The organism is Pseudomonas sp. BN415 (assembly GCF_029871195.1).
Classification (GTDB): Bacteria; Pseudomonadota; Gammaproteobacteria; order Pseudomonadales; family Pseudomonadaceae; genus Metapseudomonas; species Metapseudomonas resinovorans.
On sequence record NZ_SSOK01000064.1, the window covers coordinates 345,000 to 363,078 of the forward strand.

Sequence of the window (18,079 nt, forward strand, 5' to 3'; positions counted from 1 at the left end):
TTGATTCCTTCATGGATGGGTGGCTCCGGCGGCGATTCCGGAGATCAGTTGCGCGTTGTCGATGCGTAGCTCGGCGCCGTTGACGAAGCGCGATTCGTCCGAGGCGAGGAACAGCACCAGGTTGGCCACATCCTCGGGCATGCACATGCGCGCCATGGGGTTGTCGGCGATACCCAGTGCCACGGGATCGAGGCCGGGTACCAGGGCCTGGGTCATGGGTGTCCAGATGCCATCTGGGTGGATCGAGTTGCAGCGGATGCGATAGCCGCTGCTCTTGCAGTGCACCGCCACGCTGCGAGTCAGCGCGGTGACCGCGCCCTTGGAAGCGCTGTAGGCGCACATGGGGGGCAGGCCGCCGAGGGCGGCAATCGAGGACATCATAATGATCGAGCCGCCGCTGGCATTCTGCTTCATCGCCTCGATGGCGTACTTGCAGCCGAGGAAGTAGCCGTCGGCGTTCACCCGCAGTACGTTGCGCCACTGCTGCAGGCTGGCTTGCTCGATGCTACCCAGGGGGCAGATGGCGGCGTTGTTGACCAGCACGTCCAGACGGCCATAGCGCTCCAGGGTTTGGGTGATGGCGCGCTGCCAGTGCTCTTCTTCGGCGACATCCAGATCGACGAACAGGGCGTTGGCGCCGATCTCGGCGGCCAGGGCCTGGCCACCCTCGCGGTCGATGTCCGCCAGCACCACACGGGCGCCTTCGGCGGCCAGCAGCAGGGCGTCTGCCTTGCCGACTCCGCTGGCGGCACCTGTGATCAGGACCACCTTGTCTTCCACGCGTTTCATTCAGGACTCCTCATGCTGGCCTGGCCGGCCAGGGCATCCTGCAGGGCGACCGCGCCATGCAGGGTCACCACCGGGTCGTCCAGGCGGGGATTGCGGCACAGTTCGTTGCCGCCTTCGATGGCCAGGCTCTGGCCGGTGATTCGCACGGTCTTGCCGTTGAAACTGAAACCGGGTCCCTCCGGCACGGCGTCCGGGCTGAACAGACGGGCCAGGGCCTGCTGGCGCCGTTGATCCACCGGTTGTGCAAAGCGGCAGACGAATGCGTAGAGCGCTTGCTTGTGCGATGCCGCGGACATGTGGGGATCCTCCTGATGCGGCCTGCTTCGATACAGGTGCGGGGACACTCGCATTGGCGGCGTGGTGGGGCATCGTCCGAGGGGACTAAGACGGCGCCGTGGTAGCACGGCGCGTTCGTTGCGCAGGTCCTGCACCTGGGCCGGGGGGACTGCCTGGCGCGCCAGTGTTGCAAAGCGGGACATTGGCCATAATGTTGGCTTCCCACTCTTCTTGCTGCGGAGACCCTCCATGTACCAGAAGACCCTTATCGCTGGTTGGGGCGACATGGATTTCAACTCCCACATGCGTAACACCGCCTACCTCGATAAGTCCGCCGATGTACGCATGATGTATTTCGCCGATCATGGCTTTCCCATGTCCGAGTTCCGCCGCCTGCGCCTGGGCCCGGTGGTGATGAAGGACGAGATCGAATACTTCCGCGAATTCCACCTGCTCGACGAACTGGACATCACCATGAGCTCCGCCGGCTTGTCGACGGATGGCAGCCGGATGTTGCTGCGCAACGCGTTCTTCCGCAGGGGTACGCTGGCGGCACGGGTGACGTCCACTGTTGGCTGGTTCGACCTGGAGCAACGCAAGCTGACCATCCCGCCGGCCGGTCTGCTGGCGGCGCTCCAGGCCATGGACAAGACCGAGGATTTTCGCGAACTGCCCAGTAGCAGTCGCTGAGGAGGCGGAGCGATGAGCATCAGCATCGTCCGGCTGGGTACGCCACGGGCCGCGGGGGAGGGGGTGCGCATCGGCACGGTCCGGCGGCCACCGCGCGGTGTGCCCAGGGCCGAGTTCGCCAGCCGCGACTACTACGACACCTGGTTGCCGCTGCTGGCCCCCAGCGCCGAGCTGATGGCCGAGGGCAAGGCCGTCGAAAGCGACGCCGACTGGGCGCGCTTCGCTAAGCGTTACCGCGCTGAAATGGAAGGTGGGGAGGGCGCGCGGGTGCTTGACCTGCTGGCAGCCCTGTCCCATGGCAGCGACTTCGCAGTGGGCTGCTACTGCGAAAACGAGGCGCGCTGCCATCGATCCCTGTTGCGCCAGTTGCTGGCTGAGCGCGGCGCCTCGATTCGCTGATCCTCGTGGCGAAGTTCGCCCACGCGCTCCCTCTGGCGGACATTCGACCAAAGGCGCAAAATCGCGCCCCATCGACGGAAGGCGCTGAGTGCTTTGGTGCCTTCATTCCTATACTTGACCAGTATCGGTCCTACATTTCATTTCCTCTTTTCTTCTTTACTTACGTTACTGGACGCATCGTGAAAATTCGCAGTTCGATCGCCAAACTGTTCGTCCTGGGTTCCTGCCTGTTCGTTCTTGCAGGTTCGCCAGCCCACGCCCAGGAACAGTCCTTACCGGCACGTGACCCGGCCAAGCTGCAACTGTCGTCACGCAGTGCCGCGCTGGTGGACCTCAACAGCGGCAAGGTGCTCTATGCACGCAATCCGACCCGCGTGATGCCGATCGCGTCGGTGACCAAGTTGATGGTTGCAGTGGTGGTGCTGGAGTCCAGGCAACCGCTGGACGAAGTGCTGACCGTCACCATTCGCGACAACCGCGAAATGCGCGGGGTCTATTCGCGGGTGCGCCTGGGCAGCCAGCTGAGCCGCCGCGAATTGCTGCACATCGCCCTGATGTCTTCGGAAAACCGCGCCACTTCGACCCTGGCCCACCACTACCCGGGTGGTTACCGAGCCTTTATCGCCGCGATGAATACCAAGGCGCGCGCGCTGGGAATGACGAGTACGCGCTATGTCGAACCTACCGGCCTGTCGCCGCTGAACGTATCCACCGCCAACGACCTGGTGGTGCTGCTGAAGGAAACCCGCAAGTTCCCGCTGATGACGCAGCTCAGCACCACCGAGAGCAAGACCGTCACCTTCGTCAAGCCGCGCTACAGCCTGGGGTTCCGCAACACCAACGGCCTGGTGCGCAAGCCGAACTGGAGTATCCAGCTGACCAAGACCGGCTTCACCAATGACGCCGGCCATTGTCTGGTGATGCTGACCCGCATGAATCAGCGCCCGGTGGCCATGGTGCTGCTGGATGCCTACGGCAGGTACACCCACATGGCCGACGCGACGCGCATGCGCCGCTGGCTGGAAACCGGCTCCAGCGGCAAGGTGCCGGCGGGGGCTCTGGCCCACAGCCGCTAGCGCACCCTGCTCAATTGAAGAAGCCAGCCCCCGGGGCTGGCTTCTTCGTTTCTGGCCGGGGTGGAACGGCTTCAGGCCTCGGCTGCCATTGCCTCCGGCAGGGTATCGCCGCGCTTGCGCACTGCGCGGTGCAGCAGGCTGGAGACCATGAAGCCGATTACCGCCAGCACGCTCATCAGCCCGAACACGTAGGTGTAACCCTGTTCCCCTGGGTAGTGGTCGAGGATGGCGCCGTAGATGACGTACGCGAACATACCCGGTGCGTAGCCGATCAGGCAGCCGATACCGAAGGCAGAGCCGGTGATGCGCGAGGGAATGCCGACCTCGCTCATGGGCGCCCAGAACACGCCGCGCATGGTGAAGACGATCAGCGCGAACGAGAGGGTGGCCGCCATCCCGGCGTAGATGAAGCTTTCCCCTGTGGGAATCGTCAGGATCACTGCCATGACCGGCAGTAGCGCCAGGAATGCCCACTTCAGGTAGCGGCTCGGGCTCTGGAAGCCCTTGTCCGCCATGAAACCGCCAGCCGGACCGCCGAGCACCTTGAGGAAGTACTGGTTGATGATCCCGTAGGCACCGACCAGCGCGACCGGCAAGTGGTACATGTCCTTCAGGTACGGGATGAAGTAGGTCAGGCCGCAATAGACGATGTAGACCATGAACACGTTGAGGCTGACCAGCCAGATGCCCGGTACGCGTACCGCTTCCAGCAGGCCGGCCAGACCGATGGTTTCAGTGCTGGCAGGGCCTCGCTTGCTTTCCTTGAGCAGGAACCAGGTGAGCAGGCCCGCGCCGATATCGATCACCGAATAGAACAGAATGGCCGATTTCAGGCCGGCTTCGCCCGAGCCCATGGCGACGAACACGCCCAGGGCGGAGAAGGCCACCAGGGTATCGACCACACCCCGGCCGCCTTCCAGGAAACCGAACATCCGTCCCTGCTCGGTATCGTCGCCCAGGTTGCGAATGGCCTTGAGCAAGGCGGGCCAATAGATGCAGTCGGCGCAGATGGCGAACAGGCTGAACACGATCAACAACTGGCTGTAGCCGGGGAAGGTTGCCAGGTAAAGGCCCAGCGCGCCGGTGCCGATCAGGCCCAGGGGTATCAGTTTGCGGGTGTCGAAGCGGTCCGCCAGGAAGCCGCCGACCACGAACAGGGCGGTAGCGATGATGGCGTTCGCGCTGAGCAGGGTACCGATCTCGGTGTGGCTCAGGCCCATGTGTTCCTGCATGGGCACGTAGAAGGCGTCTTTCAGGTTGGCGAGCTTGTAGATGGTCCCGCCGCCGAGGACGAGGATCAGGAATCTGAGCCACTTGGCCTTAGCCTGTGCTGTCATTTTTGTTCTCCACAGTATCAAGGGGTGAATTGCTGGCGGCGGGTCAGGCGCAGGATTGGCCAGTCTCGGTCAGCGTGAGTTCGGCCAGCACGCGCAACTCGGTGAGCAGCCCGCGGACATGCCGGATCTGGTTGTTCGCCCAACGGTGCTCGTCGGCCATCATGCGGTCGGCCGTGTAGCCGGGCGGCAGAAGGGTTTCGCTCATCTCGCGGTAGGGGATGAAGGGATCTTCCGCCTCGTCCGATTGACGGAACGACGGGGCGATGTAGTGGTTCTCCTGCTCCAGGATGAAGGCGATCACCTGGGGGGCGTGTTCGCCGAGCATCAGCAGTTCGAACAGCATCCGTGCGCCAGGCAGGTCATCTTCGCGGCTGCCGTGGAGGACGCCGTAATGGCCGAAGCCGTTCTGTTCGGGGACGATTCGCACGCCCTTGAGGTGTACCTGGCGGATGTATGGGGAAAGCGCCTGAAGCGCCGGTAGCGGTTGCTCGCAGGCGTTGATCATGTTGCCGAAGTCGAACAGCGCGTTCAGGCGCGGGTTGCCGGCTTGACGCAGCAGTTGCGCAATCTCGCCGCTCTTGAGTTCCTCGTGCTGCTCGAAGTCGAAGTGCAGGTCGTGCTGGTTTGCCAGTTGGCCGATGTACTGGAGGTCTGCCTCGATCAGCGCCATGACACGCGAGAGGTGACCCTCGTAGCGCGAGTAGACGCGGATGTTGCGGGTGCCTATCGCCTGGGCGACGCCTACCACCTGGTCGACGTCTTCGCGGCGCGTGCTGCTGATCTCCAGGTGCACGTCCAGGCCCAGGGCGCGCGCCTTGTCGGCGAAGGCGCGGAGCTGGGTGGGGCTCATCTGCGACAGGCTGTTCTCTTCACCGTCCAGCAGGTGCAGGCTCAGGCCCTGCAGTTCATGGCGGTAGGCGAAGTCCAGTAGGTCTTCGGGCTTGAGGCGGCCGTGGGTGAGGTTAGTCAGAAGCGGGTAGCCGTGGGCGAACAGGCGGAGGCTTTCGAGGCGTGCCAGCAGGCGGGCGGCGAGGTCGGGCGTCAGGGCCGGAGGCGGGGCTTCACTGCTGGCGTTCTGGCGCAGCAGCGCGGCAAAGCGTGCTTGGATAGCGTTCATTCTTGTCATTCCTGAAAAAGGTGCCGGGTTGGCCGGCGTTGCCTTTATCTCTCCGGAATGGCGCTATCGATATAGCCATTATTTTTTAATTGTTATGACCACTTTGGGTGGGCGCCGCTACAGGCGATAGCCGAGATTCGCCAGGGCCCTTGCCAGAGCCTCGACTTTCTCGACGGCCTGTTCCTCGGGGGTACCGGCAAAGCCAATCAGCAAACCCGGAGGCAGGTAGCGCTTGATGCAGTAGTCGCCCAGGCCATAGGTGTAGATCTGCTGCCCGGCCAGCCCTTGTGCGACGGCGTTGTCGTCCTCGGCTTCGTCGAGCCAGCCGATCAGGTGCAGGCCCGCTTCCACGGGGTCGACCCGCATGAAACCACCCAGGTGGCGCTGCAATTGCTCGAGCAGCCGTTCCTGGCGTGCCCGGTAGAGCGTTCGCATGCGGCGGATGTGACCGAGGAAGTGCCCCTCGACGATGAAATCTGCGGTGGTGGCCTGGTGCAGGGTGGAGGGGCTGCGGTCCATCACCGCGCGGATGGCACAGAAGGGCTCCACCAGGGCCTCGGGCAGGATCACGTAGCCCAGGCGCAGCGAGGGGTAAAGCACCTTGCTGAAGGTGCCGACGTAGATGACCTTCTGCCATTGATCCATGGCGAACAGCGCCGGTAGCGGACGACCGACATAGCGGAATTCGCTGTCGCAGTCGTCCTCCACTATCCAGCCATGGCCACGGCCGGCCCACTCGATCAGTTCCAGGCGTCGGGCATAGCTCATCGTGGTGCCGAGCGGGTGCTGGCGCGAAGGCGTGGTGAACGCGAGGCGGGCGTCCGGACATTCGCGCAGGCCTTGCTGCACGTCCAGACCCTGATCGTCGATGCGCAGCGGAACCAGCCGGCAGCCCTGGGCCTGGAAGGCGATACGCGCGGCGATGTGGCCTGGGTCTTCCATCCACACGCCGTCCTGCGGGTCGAGCAACAGCATGCTGAGCAGGTTGAAGGCCTGCTGGGCGCCGGATACCACCACGACCTGGTCCACGCTGCACTCTATTCCGCGCGCGTCGAAGACGTATTCGACGATGGCTTCGCGCAGGCGCTGCAGGCCTTTCAGTTCGCCGTAGCCGAGCAGCGCCTTGGTGGGATGGCGGAGGTGACGGTTCATCAGGCGCTTCCACACCGGCAGGGGAAAGGCATCGTAGGCCGGGTGACTGGGCAAGAAGGAGGTCGGGCACTCAGGCGCCCAGGTGGCATAGGACACCCCGCCGAAATGTTCGCTGCGCAGGGAGTGTACGGACTGACTCAGGCTCGACAGGCGCGGTGGCTTGCGCGGGCCATCGGAAGCGGCATCACGGCGTTCCCATTCGTCGCCTACATAGGTGCCGGCACCGGTGCGTGGCGCCAGGAAACCTTCGGCAGTCAGTTGGTCGAACGCGTTGAGGATGGTGATCCGCGACAGCTCCAGCTCCTTGCATAGCGTGCGGGTGGAGGGCAGTCGTGTGCCGCCCGGTAGCCGGCCGCTGAGGATCTGCTTGCGCACTTGCAGGTAGAGCTGGCGGTAGAGGGGAATGGCGCTGGCGCGGTCCAGCTCGATTGCTGTCAGCAACATGCCGCCGGGTGACTTCATTCTGTGCCTGCCTCGTCGTGTCGAGCTCGGTGCGGGTGTCTATTGTGCGTCAGCCTGGCCAGGGTAAGTGGCAGGGCGTCGTTCAGTCTGTGCGGTGCAGCCGTGCTTCCAGTGCACTGATCAGGCTTTGCGCCTGCTCGTGGAGTATCTCAGTGGCGGTATCCACCAGCACGGAGGAGGGCCGGTACTCGGGGCGGATCAGCTGCACACGGAAGGGAATGGACGTTCGCAGGCGCCGCATCTGCAGGCCCCGGCCCGCTTCGTCCAGGGCGCTCAGCGGGTTGACGATGGCCAGCCCCAGGCCCTGGCGGACCATGGCGCAAACCGAGGCGGCGGTGCTGGTCTCCACCACCATCCGGCGTTCCACCCCGGCGGCAAGGAAGTGGGCGTCCAGGCTCTGCCGATAGATGTCCAGGCCGGCCAGACTGATGAAGGGTTGCCCATGGAAGTCCGCCAACTCCAGCTCGGGTCGCGCCAACAGTTCGTGGCCTTCAGGCAGCACGCAGACCATATCCCCAGCGAACAGCGTCGAACCTCGGGTTCCGCGCGGCAGGATGTCGGTTTCCGAAAGCCCAAGATCATGTCGCTGGCCGCTGAGGGACTCTTCCAGTAACGGCGACTCCTGGGCGCTGATGGCCAGTCGCACGCCGGGATGGCGTTCGAGGAAGGCCTGGCAGAATCCGGGAAGCAGGGTTTGGGCGAACACCGGCAGGCCAGTGATGGCCAGTTGGCCCTGGTCGAATCGGCGGATGGCCTGGGCGGCACCGACGATGCGTTCCAGGCCGGCGTAGGAACGTTGCACTTCATCGAACAGTGCCAGGCCCTGGGCGGTGGGCGCCAGGCGGCCGGCCTCACGGTCGAACAGGCGGAAGCCCAGCAAGTGCTCGAAGCGCGCCAGCTCGCGACTGACTGTGGGCTGCGAGGTGAACAGCAGGCGCGCGGCGCCGGTTACGCTGCCAGCGGTCATTACCGCGCGGAAGACTTCGATATGGCGAATGGAAAGGTCCATGGGGCGCTCGGGAGCAGGTGACTGTGCATATCAATAATGAATGGTATAAGCAAAAATTGGTATTTTATTGAATTGATCGACCTCGACATCATGGCGCTATTCCTTCCCAGGAGGCCGCCATGCGCCCGAATATTCCCGCCGCCACCCTCGCCAACCTTGCCCGTGAACACGGCACCCCGCTGTGGTGCTATGACGCTGCGGTGATCCGTGAGCGCATCGCCCAGCTCAAGGGCTTTGATGTGATCCGTTTTGCCCAGAAGGCCTGCTCCAACCTGAGCATCCTGCGCCTGATGCGCGAGGAAGGCGTGCAGGTGGACGCGGTGTCTCTCGGCGAGATCGAGCGCGCGCTGCTGGCCGGCTATTCGCCCAAGGGTGAACCGGCTGGCGTGGTGCTGACCTGCGACCTGCTTGACCGCCCGACCCTGGCCCGCGCCGTGGAGCTGGGCATCGAGGTCAACGTCGGCTCCATCGACATGCTCACCCAGCTGGGCCAGGCAAGCCCTGGCCACCGTGTCTGGCTGCGCATCAACCCCGGTTTCGGTCATGGCCACAGCCAGAAGACCAACACCGGCGGCGAAAACAGCAAGCACGGCATCTGGCACAGCCAACTGGATGCGGCGATGGCGGTGATCCGCGACTACGGCCTGGTGTTGGTGGGCCTGCACATGCACATCGGTTCGGGCGTGGATTACAGCCACCTGGAAGAAGTCTGCGGTGCGATGGTCGGCGCGGTGCGTGACCTGGGTTGCGACCTGGAAGCCATCTCCGCCGGCGGCGGCCTGTCGATCCCCTATCGCGATGGCGATCCAGTGGTGGATATCCCGCGCTATGCCGAATTGTGGAACCAGGCTCGTCGCGAGATCGAAGGTATCGTCAAGCATCCGGTGCGCCTGGAGCTGGAACCGGGCCGCTTCCTGGTCGCTGAGTCCGGCTGCCTGCTGAGCGAAGTACGGGCCACCAAGGATGTCGGCAATAACCACTTCATCCTGGTGGACGCCGGCTTCAACGACCTGATGCGCCCGTCCATGTACGGCAGCTTCCACGCCATGACCCTGTTGGACGATGCCGGCAATCCGGTCAACGCTCCCAGCCGCCCGACAGTGGTCGCCGGCCCGCTGTGCGAGTCCGGTGACGTCTTCACCCAGCACGACGGCGGTCTGGTAGCCCCGCGCGAGCTGCCGGCTGCGCAGGTCGGCGATTTGTTGCTGATCCACGACACCGGTGCCTACGGTGCGTCCATGTCGTCCAACTACAACAGCCGTCCGCTGCTGCCGGAGGTACTGGTGGACGGCGACGAGGCCCGCCTGATTCGCCGTCGCCAGACCCTGGCCGACCTGCTGGCGCTGGAGCAGTTCTGAGTGCTTTGCGCCCCTCTCCCACCGGGAGAGGGGCCGGGCGTGAGGGTTGTTTCCGGCACGCGGAAGTATCCAAGGCTGGATGCGTTGGGCTTCGCTGCGCTCTGCGCCAACCGACGGACCTTCCCCATGGCGCCTGCAACCGCCACAATGCGGCGCCATGACTTTCGACTCCCCCCTTGCCGCCTACTGCCACGCCCTGGAGCAAGACGGTTTCCAGCCGGATGCCGCCCAGCGCCATGCCGTCGACTGTCTGCAGGCCTGCCATGAGGCGCTGCATCGCGCCGGAGAAGTGACCGGCGTCTACCTCTGGGGGCCAGTCGGGCGCGGCAAGACCTGGCTTATGGACCGCTTCCATCAGAGTCTCAAGGTTCCGGCGCGGCGCCAGCATTTCCATCACTTCATGCGCTGGGTTCACCAGCGTCTGTTCCAGCTCACCGGCACACCGGACCCGCTCCAGGCGTTGGCGCGTGAGCTGGGTCGGGATGTACGGGTGCTGTGTTTCGATGAGCTGTTCGTCAATGACATCGGCGACGCCATGCTGCTCGGTCGCCTGTTGCGGGCGATGTTCGAGGAAGGCGTGGCCATGGTCGCCACCTCCAACCAGCCCCCGCAGCAGCTTTATGCCGACGGCTTCAACCGCGAGCGCTTTCTTCCAGCCATCGAGGCCATCGAGCGGCACATGCAGGTCGTAGCGGTGGATGGCGATCAGGACCATCGGTTGCACCCCGGTGCGGTTCATCAGCGCTACTGGGTGGCCGAGCCCGGTCGACCCAGCGCCCTGGCTGAGGTGTTCGAGCGGCTGGCGGTGGGCCAGGGCAGTTCCAGCGCTGCCGTGGAGTTGGGCCATCTTCCGGTGCCGGTCGTGCGCCGATGTGCGACGGCGGTCTGGTTCCGCTACGAAGACCTTTGCCAGCAGCCACTCGCCGCGCTGGACTTCATCGCATTGTGCGACCGCTTCCAGGCGATTCTCCTGGGAGAGGTGCCCAACCTCAGCGCCGCCCGCCGCGAAGGGCGCATTGCACGTGGCACCGAAGATGGCGCTGAGCGAGTGGCCGCTGGCGATCGGGAGCTGCCGCAGCTGTCCGTACATGACGATGGTGTGCGCCGCTTCATTGCCCTTGTGGACGAGTGCTACGACCGTCGTGTGCCGCTCTACATGGAAGCCGCCGTGGCCATGAACCGCCTCTACACCGACGGCTACCTGGAGTTCCCCTTCCGTCGCACCCTGAGCCGGCTGCGGGAAATGCAACTGGAACGCTTCTAAGCCGCATCCGCCTTCTTAACATTTGTTAATGCCACCGCTGCATCGGCCCCCAACAATCGGCGCACAACAACGCGCAGGTCCAGGAGGCCGCCATGCCTAGCCAAGCTCCCACCACCGTCTACGAACTGTTGCAGGCCTCGGCGTCGTGCCACCCGGAGCGAACGGCCCTGACCTTTATCCACAGCCTGGGAGCGGAGATCGGTGAGCAGAACCTGAGCTACGCGGCGTTCTTCGCCCAGCTCAACCGCAGCGCGCGGTTGTTGCTGGCGCTGGCGGGAACGCGCAAACCGGTGATCACCCTGTTGCTGCCGAACATTGCCCAGAGCCAGTGCCTGCTCTGGGCGGCGGCCAGTATCGGCATCGCCAACCCGATCAACCCATTGCTGAATGAAGACGCTCTGGTCAGCTTGATGGAGAAGGCCGGCACCGACCTGGTGGTGGCCCTCGGCCCGGTGGCGGGTTCCGACCTGTGGCAGAAGGCCCTGGGCGCCTCCGTGCGCTTACCGAACAAGCCGAAGTGCATATCGGTGCTGACGCAGGGCGGCGAGTTCTTCTATGACGCGTTGCTCGAGGGTTACAGCGACGCTGTGCTGGAGCCTGCGCTACTCCCTCGGCCGGAGGATAGTGCGGCTTACTTCCACACCGGCGGCACTACCGGCCTGCCCAAGCTGGCCCGGCAGACCCATGCCAACCAGGTGGCGGCAGCCTGTGCCTATCGCGCTTGCATGGACGCCGGCCCGAAGGATGTGGCACTGAATGGCCTGCCGATCTTCCATGTGGCCGGCGCCCTGGTGAACAGCCTTGGCGGCCTGGCCAGCGGGCTGCGCATGCTGCTGCCGACCCTGGGTGGTTTCCGCAATCCAGAGGTGATCCGCCAGCACTGGCGGTTGGTAGAGCACTACGGCATCACCCTGAGTGGCGGCATACCCACCTCGGTTGCGGCCATGCTCGAAGTGCCCATCGACGGACGCGACATCGGCAGCCTGCGCTTCATGCTCTCCGGCGGTGCACCCGTACCGGCGGCCCTGTGCGAAAAGGTGAAGGCGGTAACCGGGCTGGAGCTCTACCAGGCCTATGGCATGACTGAATGCACCGGGGTGATCGCCTTGCCCAACCTGGCCAATCCGGCGATTCCAGGGAGTGCCGGACATGTGGCGCGGCCCATCGAGGTGAAAATCGACGGCGGGGAAATCTGCGTTCGCGGGCCCACGGTATTCGCCGGCTACCTGGGGCAGGACACTCCATCCCTGGAGGAGGGCTGGCTGCGCAGTGGCGACCTCGGGCATCTGGACGAGCAGGGCAACCTGTTCATTACCGGGCGTGCCAAGGACCTGATCATCCGCAGTGGCCACAATATCGACCCGGCGCTGATCGAAAGTTGCCTGGAAAGCCACCCGGCGGTGTCCATGGCTGCCGCCGTGGGCATGCCGGACGAGTATGCAGGCGAGTTGCCGGTGGTCTACGTGCAACTGCGCCAGGGGCAGACGGCAAGCAGCGATGAGTTGCAGCAGTTCGCGTTCGACCATATCGCCGAACGTCCGGCCTGCCCGAAGCGGGTGTTCCAGGTGGAAGCGCTGCCGGTGACCGTGGTGGGCAAGATATTCAAGCAGCGTCTGCGGGAATTGGCGGCGGCCTGCGTCTATCGCGAGCGGGTCGCCAGTCGCTGCCCGACGCTGGGCTGCGAGGTCGTGCAAGACGCTGATGGCCGTCTGTGGATAACGCTGACGGATGTCCCTGCCGAGCAGCACGACTTCTGTGTGGAGCGTGCCGAGGCCCTGGGTTTGCGGGTACGCGAGAGGGTCAGCGGTCCTGCCTGCGCTTGACCCGTGAGAAAGACACAGGGTCCATCCCCAGATAGCTGGCCAACTGGTACTGCGGCACCCGATCCAGCAGCCAGGCTTCGTGCTCCATCAGCCACTGGTAGCGCTGCTCGCTGTTGCTGGTGAGCAGCAGCGCCTCGCGGTCTTCATTGCGCAACATGATCTGGCGGGTCACCAGATCCTGCATCTGCTGCAGTTGGGGGAAGCGCTCGCCCTGCTGGCTGAGCATCGCCAGCGGCAGGCTGGCCAGTCGACACTTTTCCACAGCGGCGATGCTGTAGGTGCAGGGCTGTTGCTTGAGGTGGGCGCTGAGGGAGCCGATCAGTTGGCCTTCGCGGAAGAAGGTCTTGTTCCACTGCCGACCTTCGGGGGAAAGGTAGTAGTAGCGCGCGACGCCGGAAAGGATGACGTAGAAGTGGGTGGGACGTTCGCCAGCGCGGATGATCAACTGGTCGCGGTCGTAGTCGCGCAGCTTGAGCGCCTGCATCAGGCAATCCTGCAGCGCCGGGTCGGTCATGCCGTGGGCACGGAAGATGTCTTGCAACTGGACTAGGGTATCGGCGGGGATCATGGGGCTCGGCCTGTGGGCGATGGTCTTATCTAAGCACAAGCGCGCACGTTGCCCCCCAATCGAGAATTGCCCGCCGCTCTGCCGTGCCTGACACTAGACTCCTTTCAGCCCCAACCAACAAGGATTACCTCGTGTCCCCAAGCCAACAAGACAGCTGGGCCCAGATCTGCCTCGCCGCCGGCCTTGACCCGGAAAAGCGCCTGGCCGCCCGTCAGGCCGTACTCGACCATGCCGATGCCCTGGACTGCACCCTCTATCGCCCCGATGAGAATGACCTGGACGCCGAAGAGGAAGACCTCGGTGATGCGCGTGTTCTGTTTACCGGGCCTTTCCAGGCCCCGGCCGAATGGAGCGAGCAGGATCACGAAGACTACTTCGGTGATATCGACCCCTCGTCCTTCGTCACGGCGCTGATCGAATGCCAGGCCGATCCGGCGACCCGCGATTTCTTCCTCGCGGATGCCGGTGATTTCGTCGCGGTAGTCACCGCCTCCGGCGACGTGCAGATGTTCTACCTCTACGACTGCAGCGAAGACGATGACGGCCTGCACTGTGTGCTGGTGCGGGAAGACGAGGAAGCCTGATTCCTCCTTTCAGGGAGGACTCAAATTCCCGACGGGAATTACGACCGGTTCGTGCCCGGGGTCAACCCGCCGCCGCTGTCTTCAGCACGTACTGGCTGGTGGGGAGCACGTCGATCTTGTCGAAATCGATGAAGCGGTTGCAGCTCTCCATCATGGCCGCAAGGTTCTTCTGGAACTTTTCCTCGTCACCCACGGCGTCGAAGAAGGCCATGGGGTTGGTCATCGCGGCCGGCGGGAAAGCTTCTTCCACGATGGCGTCCAACGGCGCCGCGCCGTGGGTCAGGGCTCGTACCACCAGGTTCTGCACGTAGAGGAAGTTGTCCTGGGTGTCGATGGCTACCTGGGTGTGGTAGTTGCGCCAGGTATCCAGCCAAGCGTCCCGGGTCAGGCGCGGTGGGCAGCTGAGGAAGGCGATCTGCGAAAAACCGTGGGTGCGCTGGCCAGGGTGGGCGGGGAAACGCGTATTGCGGATCGCCACCGACTCGCACACCAGGTAGGCCGCCAGGCGGCTGCTGGTCGCAGCCAAGACTTCATCCAGGGGCCGACGGCTTTGCGCGTTGGCGCTGTCGACCCAGAGCGACACGACCGCATCCGCCAACGGCCGGTTGTTCTCCTGTCGCAGCCCAGCGGCGGGGGCGACATCGGCGTCGGCCAGGTTCACCTGCAGGCCACGGCCGCCCAAGGTGAAGAGTTGTTCGGCAACGCCACCCCGCAGGCGTTGGGAAAAGGCGTCGAGGCTGTCCGACGGATTGCGCCACAGGGTGTAGATGATCTTTTCCACGGCAAGGTCCCTCAATAGGCAGTGAGTTCGGCCGGGTTTCGGCCGGGCCGACAGAACATGCAACGCGCGCCGGGGCGCTGCATCGTCTGGCCGGACTAGCGCCTTCCTGCTGGCAGAAAAAGCCAAACGGGCCCGAAGGCCCGTTTGGCATTCCTCACTCCGCGGCTCAGGTCAGTCCGTTCTGTTTGCGGAAGTAGGGAATCACGTGTTCGCCGATGTTCTTCAGGGTTTCGAGCTGTGCCCATTGGGGCACGGTGCCCATCTGGCAGATGAAGAGGATTTCGTCGGCGCCGGCGTCGATCAGGCGCTGCACGTAGCCGATGCAGTCCTTGACGGTGCCGTAGGCATGGTTGGGGTTCATCATCGCCATGGTCGGGTCGGAGAAGTCCACGGTGACTTCCTCGGAGGCGAAGCGCGACTTGATCACGGCCTGGCCGTTGCCGTCGATGAAGGTGTCGTCCTTCCACTTTTCCGGGTCCGGGCGTTCGCCGCCGGCGTACCAGTAGGCCAGCGATTCCATGAAGTAGCGTTGGCCGCGGATGCCGATGTGGCGGGCCTGCTCGTTGTCGTCGAGGACGATGGCCGGGCAGAGGGCGGCGATGTGGCGGTTGGGGCGGAAGCCGACCTGGTTGTTCGCGTCGCGGTTGTCCCAGGCCTGGTGGTAGACGGCGACCTTCTTGGCGATTTCCTCGGGGCCGCCGAAGCCCAGCACCAGGGCGCCCATGCCGCGGCCGCCGGCGTTCTTCAGCGACTCGGTGTTGGTGCAGGCCAGATACATCGGCGGGTGCGGGTCCTGGTAGGGCTTGGGATGGATCGGGCGCTTGGGGATCTTCACGAAGTCGCCGTTATGCTCGATCTCGTCCTGCACGAACATTTTCGGGATCAGGTACATGGCTTCGTCGATCTGCGGCTGCAGGGTGGCCAGGTCGTAGCCGAAGGTGCCGGCTTCCTGCTGGGTGCCGCCCTTGCCGACGCCGAAGTGCACGCGGCCCTTGGAGAGCAGGTCGAGGGTGGCGATGCGCTCGGCGACCTTCACCGGGTGGTTCATGGCGGGCGGCAGGCAGACCACGCCGTGGCCGATGCCGATGCGTTCGGTCTTGCCGGCGACGAAGGCGAGCATGGTTTCCGGTGCCGACATGTGCGAGTAGTTGGTCAGCGCGGTGTGCTCCACGCACCAGAAGGTGTCGAAGCCGAGCTGGTCGGCGAGCACGGCCTGCTCGACGGTTTCGTCGAAGATGCGACGGTCGCCTTCGCGGCTGCTGTCGATCGTCTGTGCCTCGTAGATCAGGGAGAATTTCATGCGCGTGGCCCTTCTTGTTCTTGATTCGGTCAACCCGGATTGCCGGGTGTTGGGCGCATGGTGTGGGATCGAAAAACCGCCTGAATCCTCCAAACAGACTAATCATCTTGCGCCGCTGCACAGCACGACGCCCGCGCGGGGCGGGCGTCGTGGCGGGGTGGTTTCGCCAGGTCCGTAGGATGGCTAGAGCGGCGCGAAACCCCTCGACAAGGGCTCAGAGGAAGAAGTCGGTGCTGTCCAGCCCCATCCCCACGCCGCCCAGGTTGAGCGCGTACTTGCCTGGGCAGTTGGCCACGTGGGCGCGGCCGGTGTGGATATCGCGGAAGGCGCGGTTGATGCCGTGGTGGCGGAAGATGGTGGAAGCGCCGCTGTTGTACATCAGCGCTTCCACCGCCTGGGCGCACTTGTCCGGGACGATGGCCGAGTCGTAGCGCATCTTCACCCGTTCCGCCATGCTCAACGGCTCGCCGGCCCTGGCGCGCTGGGTCATCAGCGCGAAGTTGCGCAGCAGCACGGTGCGGCATTCGTCCACGGTGACCATGGCCTTGGCCAGGGCGGTCTGCGCGCCGGGGTCCTGGATGATCTTGCGGCCATCGTTGACGCCGACGCGGCCCTTGTTGGCGTCGATGAACAGGTCGATGGCGCCCTGCAGCGCCCCGATGGTGGAGGACGACACGGCGCGCACGAAGATCTGCCCGAATGGCAGGCGGAACAGCGGCGCGGTGTTCACCGCGTTGCCCGGGCTGTTCTGCAGGAAGCCGTCGAGGGCGCGGTGGGTGCGGTACTCCGGCACGAACACGTCGTCCACCAGCACGTCGTGGGAGCCGGTGGCTTCCAGGCCCATCACGTCCCAGTTGTCGAGGATGCTGTAGTCGTGACGCGGCACCAGGAAGGTGCGGTAGTCCGGGGCCTCGCCGTCCTTCTCCGGCGGCACCATGGCGCCGAGGAAGGCCCACTGGCAGTGCTTGCTGCCGGAGGAGAAGCCCCAGCGGCCGCTGAGGCGGAAGCCGCCGTCGACACGGGTGACCTTGCCCACCGGCATGTAGGAGGAGGAGATCAGCACGCTCGAGTCCTGGCCCCAGACCTCCTGCGCGGCGCGGTCGTCGAACAGCGCCAGCTGCCAGTTGTGGATCGCCACCACGCCGAGCACCCAGGCCGAGGACATGCAGCCTTCGGCGAGGGTCATCTGCACCTCGAAGAAGTCAGCGGGCTCCAGCTCATAACCCTCCCAGCGCGCTGGCTGGAGGATGCGGAAGAAGCCCGCCTCCTGGAAATCGCGAATCGTCTCCGCGGGGAGCAGGCCGTGCTTGGCGGCCAGCGGTGCGCGCTCGCGCAGCACCGGCACCAGCTCACGGGCGCGTTGTTTCAGGCGTTGGCGGATCAGGTCGTGGTCGAGCATGTTGTTGTTCTCCGGTTGAAGGCTTTTCCACCTATCGCCGGGCATTCAAGCAACGGGCAAGGGGGCGGGCATCCCTCAAACGGACCATATGTCCGGCAATCCAACTAGTCCCCTCGGACGATGTTGCTCGGCCGGGGCTGGCGAAAAATCGGCAGCACTTGAGCACAACAAGAGGGCAGTGCGATGAGCCAGGCCGATCTGAAAGCCGCGATGCTCCAGGCGATGCGTCGTCTGGCCAAGTCCGTGACCATCATCACCACCAGCAACGGCCAGGAACGCTTCGCGATGTCCGCCACGGCGGTGGATTCGCTGTCCACCGAGCCGCCGTCGTTGCTGATCTGCGTGAACCAGAGTGCGTCGTTGCACGGGGTGCTGGATGCCGGCGCGGACTTCTGCGTGAACATCCTCGGGCTGGAGCAGGAGGAGCTGTCGCACCTGTGCAGCGGCCCGGTGAAGGGCGAGGCGCGCTTCCAGCGGGGCGACTGGCGCAGCAGCGAAGGCGGCATTCCCTACCTGGGCGACGCCCAGTCGGCGATTCTGTGCCAGCAGGACGGCAAGTTCAGCTACGGCACCCACACCATCTTCATCGGCCGGATTGTGGCGATCCACAACAGCGTGGAGATCAGCCCGCTGGTCTACCTCGACGGCACCTACACCACCACCGCGCCGACTCTGGCCGCTGCTTGCTGAGGGCG

General features: G+C 64.7%; 18 protein-coding genes. 8 read left to right on the forward strand and 10 right to left on the reverse strand.

The features are described 5' to 3' along the window. Nucleotides 1-9: 9 nt before the first annotated feature. A complete protein-coding gene (locus E8F20_RS23705; protein ID WP_280285927.1) occupies nt 10-789 on the reverse strand; it encodes an SDR family oxidoreductase in 780 nt (259 codons plus the stop codon). Further along, a complete protein-coding gene (locus tag E8F20_RS23710) occupies nt 786-1,085 on the reverse strand; it encodes a hypothetical protein (RefSeq protein WP_280285928.1) in 300 nt (99 codons plus the stop codon). The genes E8F20_RS23705 and E8F20_RS23710 overlap by 4 nt, the downstream gene beginning before the upstream one ends. Before the next feature lie 229 nt (nt 1,086-1,314). Between E8F20_RS23710 and E8F20_RS23715 the strand changes: the two genes are divergently transcribed. The 3 genes from E8F20_RS23715 to pbpG all read left to right on the forward strand — a co-directional run bounded on the left by E8F20_RS23715 (nt 1,315) and on the right by pbpG (nt 3,230). Further along, nucleotides 1,315-1,755 carry a thioesterase family protein gene (locus tag E8F20_RS23715; RefSeq protein ID WP_280285929.1) on the forward strand — a complete coding sequence of 147 codons (441 nt, stop codon included), beginning with the start codon at nt 1,315-1,317 and terminating at the stop codon, nt 1,753-1,755. 12 nt (nt 1,756-1,767) lie between these two features. Next, entirely contained in the window at nt 1,768-2,154 is a 387-nt protein-coding gene (locus tag E8F20_RS23720) for a DUF488 family protein (protein ID WP_280285930.1), read from the forward strand. Nucleotides 2,155-2,333: 179 nt separating this feature from the next. Next, nucleotides 2,334-3,230, forward strand: a complete 897-nt coding sequence (pbpG, locus tag E8F20_RS23725) for a D-alanyl-D-alanine endopeptidase (RefSeq protein WP_280285931.1) — start codon at nt 2,334-2,336, stop codon at nt 3,228-3,230. A 71-nt stretch (nt 3,231-3,301) separates the two neighbouring features. Here the strand turns inward: pbpG and E8F20_RS23730 are convergent, their stop codons facing one another. The 4 genes from E8F20_RS23730 to E8F20_RS23745 all read right to left on the reverse strand — a co-directional run bounded on the left by E8F20_RS23730 (nt 3,302) and on the right by E8F20_RS23745 (nt 8,307). Beyond that, on the reverse strand, nt 3,302-4,567 hold the full coding sequence (locus E8F20_RS23730; RefSeq protein WP_280285932.1) for an MFS transporter: 1,266 nt from the start codon (nt 4,565-4,567) through the stop codon (nt 3,302-3,304). Nucleotides 4,568-4,610: 43 nt separating this feature from the next. Beyond that, nucleotides 4,611-5,684, reverse strand: coding sequence for a TIM barrel protein (locus tag E8F20_RS23735; protein WP_280285933.1), 1,074 nt, complete (start codon nt 5,682-5,684; stop codon nt 4,611-4,613). Between the two features lie 117 nt (nt 5,685-5,801). Then, on the reverse strand, nt 5,802-7,298 hold the full coding sequence (locus E8F20_RS23740) for a PLP-dependent aminotransferase family protein (protein WP_280285934.1): 1,497 nt from the start codon (nt 7,296-7,298) through the stop codon (nt 5,802-5,804). Between the two features lie 82 nt (nt 7,299-7,380). Next, the gene (locus tag E8F20_RS23745) at nt 7,381-8,307 is read right to left on the reverse strand and encodes a LysR family transcriptional regulator (protein ID WP_280285935.1); all 927 of its coding nucleotides are present in this window, start codon (nt 8,305-8,307) and stop codon (nt 7,381-7,383) included. Between the two features lie 119 nt (nt 8,308-8,426). On the opposite strand from E8F20_RS23745, the gene lysA reads away from it, so the two are divergent. The 3 genes from lysA (at nt 8,427) to E8F20_RS23760 (ending at nt 12,752) form a co-directional block, all read left to right on the forward strand. Next, nucleotides 8,427-9,665: a diaminopimelate decarboxylase gene (gene lysA, locus E8F20_RS23750; RefSeq protein ID WP_280285936.1), complete on the forward strand. Its 1,239-nt coding sequence runs from the start codon at nt 8,427-8,429 to the stop codon at nt 9,663-9,665. Between the two features lie 157 nt (nt 9,666-9,822). Next, a complete protein-coding gene (zapE, locus tag E8F20_RS23755) occupies nt 9,823-10,929 on the forward strand; it encodes a cell division protein ZapE (RefSeq protein ID WP_280285937.1) in 1,107 nt (368 codons plus the stop codon). A gap of 92 nt (nt 10,930-11,021) precedes the next feature. Continuing rightward, nucleotides 11,022-12,752, forward strand: a complete 1,731-nt coding sequence (locus E8F20_RS23760) for an AMP-binding protein (RefSeq protein ID WP_280285938.1) — start codon at nt 11,022-11,024, stop codon at nt 12,750-12,752. On the opposite strand, the gene E8F20_RS23765 is transcribed toward E8F20_RS23760, so the two are convergent. Next, the gene (locus tag E8F20_RS23765) at nt 12,730-13,320 is read right to left on the reverse strand and encodes a Crp/Fnr family transcriptional regulator (RefSeq protein ID WP_280285939.1); all 591 of its coding nucleotides are present in this window, start codon (nt 13,318-13,320) and stop codon (nt 12,730-12,732) included. The genes E8F20_RS23760 and E8F20_RS23765 overlap by 23 nt on opposite strands. Before the next feature lie 164 nt (nt 13,321-13,484). Between E8F20_RS23765 and E8F20_RS23770 the strand changes: the two genes are divergently transcribed. After that, complete coding sequence (locus E8F20_RS23770; RefSeq protein WP_280285951.1) at nt 13,485-13,904, forward strand: hypothetical protein; 420 nt, start codon at nt 13,485-13,487, stop codon at nt 13,902-13,904. Between the two features lie 61 nt (nt 13,905-13,965). On the opposite strand, the gene E8F20_RS23775 is transcribed toward E8F20_RS23770, so the two are convergent. The 3 genes from E8F20_RS23775 to E8F20_RS23785 form a co-directional block, all read right to left on the reverse strand. Continuing rightward, on the reverse strand, nt 13,966-14,685 hold the full coding sequence (locus tag E8F20_RS23775; RefSeq protein ID WP_280285940.1) for an EthD domain-containing protein: 720 nt from the start codon (nt 14,683-14,685) through the stop codon (nt 13,966-13,968). 166 nt (nt 14,686-14,851) lie between these two features. Beyond that, the gene (locus E8F20_RS23780) at nt 14,852-15,985 is read right to left on the reverse strand and encodes an LLM class flavin-dependent oxidoreductase (protein ID WP_280282216.1); all 1,134 of its coding nucleotides are present in this window, start codon (nt 15,983-15,985) and stop codon (nt 14,852-14,854) included. A gap of 214 nt (nt 15,986-16,199) precedes the next feature. Next, nucleotides 16,200-17,384 carry a flavin-dependent monooxygenase gene (locus tag E8F20_RS23785; protein WP_280282215.1) on the reverse strand — a complete coding sequence of 395 codons (1,185 nt, stop codon included), beginning with the start codon at nt 17,382-17,384 and terminating at the stop codon, nt 16,200-16,202. A gap of 183 nt (nt 17,385-17,567) precedes the next feature. Here E8F20_RS23785 and E8F20_RS23790 point away from each other — a divergent pair, with 183 nt between their 5' ends. Beyond that, nucleotides 17,568-18,074 (forward strand): flavin reductase family protein, encoded by a 507-nt coding sequence (locus tag E8F20_RS23790; protein WP_280282214.1) that lies wholly within the window; start codon nt 17,568-17,570, stop codon nt 18,072-18,074. The last annotated feature ends 5 nt before the right edge of the window (nt 18,075-18,079 follow it).